At 70.7% G+C, this 7,496-nt stretch carries 7 protein-coding genes; all 7 read right to left on the bottom strand.

What is annotated here, in order from left to right:
* Positions 1–44: 44 nt before the first annotated feature.
* Positions 45–1,499, bottom strand: a complete 1,455-nt coding sequence (locus ABZX30_RS31690; protein ID WP_355939808.1) for a hypothetical protein — start codon at positions 1,497–1,499, stop codon at positions 45–47.
* A 201-nt stretch (positions 1,500–1,700) separates the two neighbouring features.
* Positions 1,701–3,071 carry an MFS transporter gene (locus ABZX30_RS31685; protein ID WP_355939805.1) on the bottom strand — a complete coding sequence of 457 codons (1,371 nt, stop codon included), beginning with the start codon at positions 3,069–3,071 and terminating at the stop codon, positions 1,701–1,703.
* A 163-nt stretch (positions 3,072–3,234) separates the two neighbouring features.
* A complete protein-coding gene (locus ABZX30_RS31680) occupies positions 3,235–4,149 on the bottom strand; it encodes an alpha/beta hydrolase (RefSeq protein WP_355939803.1) in 915 nt (304 codons plus the stop codon).
* A 3-nt stretch (positions 4,150–4,152) separates the two neighbouring features.
* Positions 4,153–4,527 (bottom strand): hypothetical protein, encoded by a 375-nt coding sequence (locus tag ABZX30_RS31675; RefSeq protein ID WP_355939800.1) that lies wholly within the window; start codon positions 4,525–4,527, stop codon positions 4,153–4,155.
* Positions 4,520–5,428: an NAD(P)-dependent oxidoreductase gene (locus tag ABZX30_RS31670; RefSeq protein ID WP_355939797.1), complete on the bottom strand. Its 909-nt coding sequence runs from the start codon at positions 5,426–5,428 to the stop codon at positions 4,520–4,522. The genes ABZX30_RS31675 and ABZX30_RS31670 overlap by 8 nt, the downstream gene beginning before the upstream one ends.
* The gene (gene pcaC, locus ABZX30_RS31665) at positions 5,425–5,808 is read right to left on the bottom strand and encodes a 4-carboxymuconolactone decarboxylase (RefSeq protein ID WP_355939794.1); all 384 of its coding nucleotides are present in this window, start codon (positions 5,806–5,808) and stop codon (positions 5,425–5,427) included. Before pcaC ends, ABZX30_RS31670 begins: the two co-directional genes overlap by 4 nt.
* Complete coding sequence (locus ABZX30_RS31660) at positions 5,805–7,211, bottom strand: NAD-dependent succinate-semialdehyde dehydrogenase (protein WP_355939791.1); 1,407 nt, start codon at positions 7,209–7,211, stop codon at positions 5,805–5,807. Before ABZX30_RS31660 ends, pcaC begins: the two co-directional genes overlap by 4 nt.
* Positions 7,212–7,496 lie beyond the last annotated feature (285 nt).

The raw sequence follows: 7,496 nt of genomic DNA, 5'->3' as shown, positions 1-7,496 counted from the left end.
GCGCTGGACGCCTGGGCGGCCGAGCGCACCGGCGGGTCCTGACCTCAGCGGGCCGGTGTGCTGCTCCACAGGGCCAGCAGCACCCGCTCCGGTGGGGCGCCGCGGGCCAGCAGGCGGGCCGCGCGGGGCCAGGTCTCGGGGGGCAGGCCGTGCTCGGTGACCAGGCGGTACAGGGTGGGGCCGGGGCCGGGGAGCATCAGCAGCTCGCCCAGCAGGCGGGCCTCGGCGGGCGGGGCGCCGGTGGCCTGGACCAGGTCCAGGGCGTCGGAGCCGTAGCGCTCGACCAGGGCCAGGCCGTCCTCCCCGGCCGCCAGCAGCCACGGGGTGAGCCGGCCGGCCCGGGCACCGTGTTTCTCGCGCTGCTCGACCAGCAGCCGCAGGACGCGTGCCCCGGAGCGGCCGCCCAGCAGCGGCAGCCAGCGCGGGCCCCAGACGGTGACCGCCTCGGCGGCGCCCGGCAGGCGCTGCTCCACGATGGCCGCGGTGACCGCGACCCGGGGTCCGAAGCGGGCGCCGACCGACAGCACGGCCTGGAGCGAGCGGGCTGCCAACTCGGCTGTGAGCGGGGAGAGTTCGGCGAGCATGCGGCGCTGCTCGGGGCTGAGCCGGAAACGGTCGGCGAACTGCTGGGCCACGACACCGAGTCCCTCGCGCAGCAGGGTGCGCAGCGCGAGCGATGGGTCCGGGGAGGCGAGGACCAGGGGCAGTTCGCGGCGGGCACGGGGGTCGAGGGTGCCCTCGGGGTCGGTGGCGTACAGCCGCAGCAGCGCGGCGCGCTGTTCGGGCGTGTGGAGGGCCGCCAGCAGCGGCAGCAGGGGCGGGGCGGCGGCCAGGGTCGCGGCCGTGGCGGGCGCGGCGGCGGGGCCGAGGACCGCGGCGCCGACCCGGTGCGCCAGCCGTGGTCCGTCGACCGCCCATCGGCGGATCTTCTCGGGGTGTTCGACGACGTTGCCGAGGACCCAGTCGAGCGGTTTGCCGCGCTCCAGTTGCAGGCGCGACCAGGCGACGGCGCCCGCGGTGCCGAGCGGCGCGGTCTGCTCGGCACGTTCGTAGCCGCGTTCCTGGAAGGCGGCGATCACGTCGGCGAGGGAGTGGCCGACACCGTCGGCGTAATTCTTGAGCAGGCTCATCGCCTTCTGGTCGAGGCCGAGTTCGACGGCGTTGCGCAGCCCGTCGGTGCCGTAGCGGGCGAGGGCCGGCTCCGTGTCGGGGAAGGCGGCGACGATCTCGGCGATGTCCAGGTCGCCCTGTTCGGCCAGCCAGCGGGCGGCGAGCACCGGGTGGGCGCAGATCGCCGGCCAGTCGGAGGGCTCGGTGCCGAGCAGCGCGCGGACGGTGTCGTGCCCGGAGCCCCCGGAGTCGGCGGCGATCTGCAGCAGCACCCGGGCGTCCACCGCCCCGGCCGGGTCCTGGTCCACGACCTGCACCCAGCCGAGGCCGAGCACGCCGAGGTGTTCGGGCTGGCGCAGTCCGTCCAGCAGGCGCCGCCACATCTTCACCCTGGAGGAGGGTTCCACGGTCCGGGTCGGCCGGGCTCAGGGCGCGGGCGGCATCGCCCTGCACGACCTGCCGGCCCCGCCGATCTCGCCGCGCTCCAGCACGGCCGCCGCACCCGGCGGCCGGCGCCCGCGCGTCGACGGCGCGGCACGCTGAACCGGGCGGGTGCGGCGGTGACGGGTGCCTGGCGGGGGGGCGTCGGGTCAGGTCGCGGGCTCGACCCGCGGCGCTCCCGCTTGCGTGTGAACGGGGTCGGCGGCGTGCTGGGATTTGCGGGAGAACAGGACGGCCACGCCCGAGAGCATGCAGGGGATCGCGCCGAAGAGGAAGGCCGCGGTGGTCCAGGTGCCGTTGTCGGCCAGCAGGGTGGCGGCCAGGGCCGACGAGAGGATCCCGCCGACGGGACCGACCGCGGCGACGAAGGCGGCGCCCCGGCCGCGGATGCGGGTCTCGTAGCTCTCGCCGACGAAGAACAGGACGCAGGAGTAGGGGCCGATCAGGAAGAAGGTGCCGACGCTGTAGAGCGCCACGACCGTCCAGAAGTTGCTGGGCCCGTAGATCATGGCGGTGAAGACGATGCCGCCGGTGATCCAGCCGAAGGCGATCACGTTGCGCCTGCCGAAGCGGTCGCCGAGGAATCCGTGGGTGAGGTAGCCGAGGTAGGCGATGATGTTGGACATCAGCAGGATGACCAGGGAGTTGCTGAAGGACACCTGGTGCACGTTGACGAGCACGGTGGTGCCCAGGACGCTGAAGACCTGGACCGGGAAGTAGTTCAGGATGTGACCGAGGCCCAGGGCGAGGGTCGTGCGCAGGCCTCTGCCGCGGAAGATGTCGGCGAGGCTGCTGCGGGACTCGTGCTGGTCCATGCCCAGGGAGGCACAGAGCTCCTCGGCCTCACGCTGTGCGCCACGGGACTGCAGCTGCCGCAGTTTCTGCACGGACTCGAACTGCGGGGACTCGCGCAACTTGCGGGCCAGGAGCGCGACGATCAGCGAGGGCACCGCGGCGATGAGGAAGCAGCCGGCCCAGCCTGCGACGGGGAGCATGATCGCCGTCAGTGCGGCGGCCAGGATCGCTCCGATCGGCCACCCGCCCTGGACCAGGGAGTAGATGAAGCCCTGGCGCTTCTTGATCCGGGGATCGTCGGAGGCCCCGTAGAGTTCGCTCAGGTAGGCACCGTTGACGCCCTGTTCCGACAGGCCCAGCCCGCTGAGGGAACGGATGGCCACCAGGCCCCAGACGGGCACGACGCCGGCCAGCGCGGTGAGCGCGGAGGCTACTCCGGCTCCGGCGGTGGTGAAGCCGAGCCCCGCCTTGCGGCCGAACCTGTCGACGACGGGACCGGCCAGGAGGCCCAGGACCACCGCGCCGATGGACATCCAGGTGACCAGGGTGGCCTGTTCGGCGCTGTCCAGGCCCTGGTCCTTGCCGATCTCCGGCAGAAGGGTCCCGAAGAGAATGAAATCGTAGACCGCGAACGCCCAGGCCAGGAAGGCCAGTACGGTGGCGAACTTGATCTGCCGCTTGGTGACGGGCCGAGGCCGCCAGGTGTTCTCGTTCCGGATCGACACTGATCCACCTCCGCATGGGGTGATGGTGCGCAGGCGTTTGACTCCTGTGAGTGACGCCCTTGGGGACAGAAGGGTGTGCTGAAGGAGGGGCGCGTGCTGCACGCGTCCCGAGCGGGGAAGGGGGCCGGTTGTTCGGGCGGGCGGCCGGCCGCCGGACCGGGCGCTAGGAGCGCCGGCTGTCGGCCTCCGCCAGGGCGGGCCGCTGGGAGTGGTCGCGGATCTCCTGGAGGATCGGCAGGAGGTACTTGCGGAACTCCTGGTAGTCCTCGGTCACGGGGAAGTGGCCGAGCTTGGGCATCTCCCAGAACTTGCAGCCGGGCACGAGGTCGGCCAGTTCCCTGGTCTCGGCCGGCGAGGTGTTCGGGTCGTACTCACCGGTGAGCAGGTAGAGCATGCACCTGCTGGTGTCGATGGCCCGGGCCTCCTCGGGGGTGACATGGTGGTCGTAGTAGTAGTAATAGAGGTCGCCCGCGAACACGCCGGGGCCGCCGCACTGGTACTCCCACTGGATCTCCCGGACGTTCTGCTCCGGGCTGTACGGGGAGATGTTGAGCAGCATCGCCGCTCCGGTGGAGGTGCGGGCGACGTTGGGGTTGTCGAACTCCCGGCGGATGCCGGCCATGCCCACGTCCACGTACTCGGCGGCCGAGCGCATGGCCCCTTCCACGGCGATGGTCGCCCGGTAGCGGTCGGGACAGGTGGAGGCCAGGTCGATGGCAAGGTGTCCGCCCATGGAGCTGCCCATGTAGACCGGGCGGTCGAGTTCGAGGGCGTCGGCCAGCGCGTTGGGGAAGGCGATCATGCGCGCCTTGGTCATCTGGTACTCCTGCGTCCACCACGGAACGTTGTGGGGCGGCAGGGACTTGCCGTGGTAGGGCAGGTCGAAGGCGATGACACGGTAACGGTCCGTCACCTCCGGGTCGTTGAGCAGGTGGCGGTACTGGCGCCCGTCGGAGCCCGCGGTGTGGCCCACGATCAGGGGGATGCCCTGGCCGGCCTCCTCGTAGTAGACGCGGTACTCGACGTCCTCGACGGTGAGGTGGACGTAGCGTCCGGTGATCGGTTCGTGCCTGGCCATGTCCTACGCTCCTTGTGCGTTGAGCTGACGGAAGATCTGCATCAGCCGGTTCAGGGCCGGCAGGTAGGCGTAGAGCTGGTCGGTGTTGCTCAGCCGCACCCCGTGCTTGATCGAGGAGCTCTGCAGGGACTGGAAGAACGGCCGCGGGTGTGCGGCGGTCATCTCCTCCCACTGCTCGCGGGTGCCGGATATGGCGATCGCCGCGTCCTGGGGCCGGCTGTCGGCGGGGGCCACCGAAAGCAGCCGGCCGTCGTCGTAGTCGGCCAGCCATGCCTGGTCGCCGATGGCGACGTGGAGCTTTCCGGTGTAGTAGCGCATTTCCCGGGAGAACTCGAAGTCCTCACTGGCGTGCCGCAGCACGGTTGCGAAGTCACGCATGAGCGTGCCTTTCCTGGGTGGTGGAGAGGGAGGGGTCGGGTCGGTCGAGAATTTCGTACATCCGCGTGTGGTCCTCGGCGGCGAAACCGTCCTGGACGGCCTTGCGCCATATCTCGGCGCAGTGGTGGCCGAGTTCGGCGTCGACACCCAGTTCCTCGGCCAGGGCGACGGCGATGTTCACGTCCTTCGTCATCAGCCCGATGGGGAATCCGGAACCGAAGCTGCCCGAAAGCATGAACTGGGCCACCTTGTTCTCCGAGGTGTTGCTGCGCCCGGAGGATGCGTTGAGCACGTCGGTCAGGGTCTGCGGACCGATCCCGAAGCGTTCGGCGATGTGCAGGGCCTCGACGGTGACGGCCACCGTGGAGGCCGAGACGAGGTTGTTCAGGGCCTTGGCCGCGTGACCGGTCCCCGGTCCTCCCACGTGGACGGTGGACTTGCCCATCACCTCGAACAGGGGGGCCGCCTCGCGGACGTCGGCGGCGGAGCCGCCGGCCATGATGGCCAGTCGTCCTTCGGTTGCTCCGAGCACTCCCCCGGAGACGGGCGCGTCGATGTAGCGCATGCCCATCTCCTCCAGTGTCGAGCCCAGTCGCTGGGAGCGGACGGGCTCGGCCGAGGACATGTCGATGAACAGCGTGTTCAGTGATGCCGTGGCCGCGACCCGGTCGGTGAGCAGGGCGGCTTCCACGACGGCGGACGTGGGCAGCATCGTGATGATGACGTCCGCGTGCTGCCAGCTGGTGGTCCTGGGCGTGGCGGCGGTGGGACGGGCCGCGAGGAACCTGTCCACCGCCTCGGTGTCCCGGTCGTGGACGATCAGCGTGTGGCCGGCCTCGGCGAGGCGGGCGGCCATGGGGAAGCCCATGTTTCCCAGGCCGATGAACCCGATGGCGGTCACGCCTCCGCCTCCAGCTCGGCGAAGACCTCACGCGCCAGACGGAAGCTCTCCAGCGCGGCGGGAGCCCCGCAGTAGACGGCGACCTGGAGGAAAACCTCCTGGATCTGCTCCTTGGTCACCCCGTTGCGGATCGCGCCGCGCACGTGCACCTTCAGCTCGTGGGGGCGGTTCAGGGCGCTGATCATCGCCAGGTTGACCAGGCTGCGCTGGACCCGCTCCAGGCCGGGACGGTTCCACACGTCGCCCCAGCAGTACTGGGTGACCAGTTCCTGCATCGGCATCGAGAAGTCGTCGGCGGTGTCGAGGCTGCGCTGGACGTAGGCGTCGCCGAGCACCTCGCGGCGGGTGGCCAGCCCCTTGTCGAACAGTTCCCGGTTCATTTCGCTGCTCCTTCGTTGCTGAGGGTGTGGTTCCACACGGCCTGGACGTTGGTGAACTCGTGCACCCCGAAGTGGGACAGTTCCCGGCCGTAGCCGCTGTTCTTGACTCCGCCGATGGGGATGCGGGGGTCGGAGACGGCGATGCCGTTGATGAACACCCCGCCCACTTCCAGGCGGCCGGCCACCCGGGACGCGAGGTCCGCGTCGCCGGTCCAGAGGCTGGCGCTGAGGCCGTACTGGGAGTCGTTGGCCTTCGCGACGGCGTCCTCGGTGTCCTCGGCCACGATCAGGGCGGCGACGGGACCGAAGATCTCCTCGCGGAAGGCCGTCATCTCCGGGGTGACGTCGGCGAGCACGGTGGGCTGGTAGAAGGTGCCCGGCCCCGCGACGGGCTGCCCGCCCAGCAGCAGCCGGGCGCCCTCCGCGAGGGTGCGCTCGACCTGGGCGTGGACCTCGCGGCGGATGTCGTCGCGGGCCAGCGGGCCGATGTAGGTCGTCTCCTGCGTCGGATCGCCCACCGGCAGTTCCCCCACCGCGGCCAGGAACCGCTCGGTGAAGACCCCGGCGACGGTCCGGTCGAGGATGATGCGCTTGGCGGCGATGCAGACCTGGCCGCTGTTGTGGAACCGGCCCTGGACGGCCGCCTCGACAGCGGCGTCCAGGTCGGCGTCGGCCAGCACGATGAAGGCGTCCGAGCCACCCAGTTCCAGCACGCTCCGCTTGACGGCGCGGCCGGCCTGGGCAGCGATCGCCGAGCCCGCGCGGACGCTGCCGGTGACCGTGACGCCCACGATGGCCGGATCCTCGATGGCCAGCGAGACCACGTCGTTGTCGGCGTTGAGGACGCTGAACGCTCCGTCCGGAAGCCCGGCTTCCCTCCACAGCCGCTCGACCGCGAGCGCGCAGCCGACGACGTTCGGGGCCGGCTTGAGGACGTAGGCGTTGCCGCCCAGCAGGATCGGGATGGCCCCCCGCATCACCTGCCAGACGGGGAAGTTCCACGGCTCCACGGCCAGCACCGGCCCCAGGGGGCGGTAGGACACGTGGGCGGCCGGCCCGATGGAGGTGGGAACGTCGGCGATCATCTTCGCCCCGTGCTCGGCGTACCAGGACAGCACCCGTGCCGCCTTCTCGACTTCGGCACGGGACTGTGTGACGGGCTTGCCCATCTCGGCGGTGATCAGCGCGGCCAGCCGCTCGGTGTCCCGCAACAGCAGCCCGGCCATCCGGTCCAGGGTGGCGCACCGGATCTCCGGACTGGTCTGGCTCCATTGCACAAAGCCTCGCCGGGCACGGTGCAGAGCGACGGGCAGCTCTTCGGCTTCCACGAAGGGGTAGGTGTCGATCACCTCGCCGGTAGCCGGATTGCGCGACGTCGCGATCGCGGGTGCTTTGACAGTCACAATTGCAGGTCCTTTCCGGGACCGGGTGGGGAGATGGGCGGGGAGACGATTCGACGCGCGCCGTGGACCGAGCGGAACGCGCATACGGTGGAGCAGATGATGGCGGGGACGGTTTTCGTCCGGCCGGCTGGAGATGACTTCGGGTGGCGGTGAGCCCCTTGCGGCCGATCTCCCCGTGGCGTCGGTTACACCGGTGTTCCGCGGTGTTAACGAGCTCTTGATAAAAGATTAGGAGGGTGCCATGCTGCCGTGAACCAGCAGTTTCAGAACGTTAGCTTCGGTGAA

The sequence above is a fragment of the Streptomyces sp. NPDC004542 genome (assembly GCF_040610035.1).
Classification (GTDB): Bacteria; Actinomycetota; Actinomycetes; order Streptomycetales; family Streptomycetaceae; genus Streptomyces.
The sequence above is the reverse complement of the archived record's forward strand: the minus strand, read 5'-3'. Positions and strand labels throughout refer to the sequence as shown.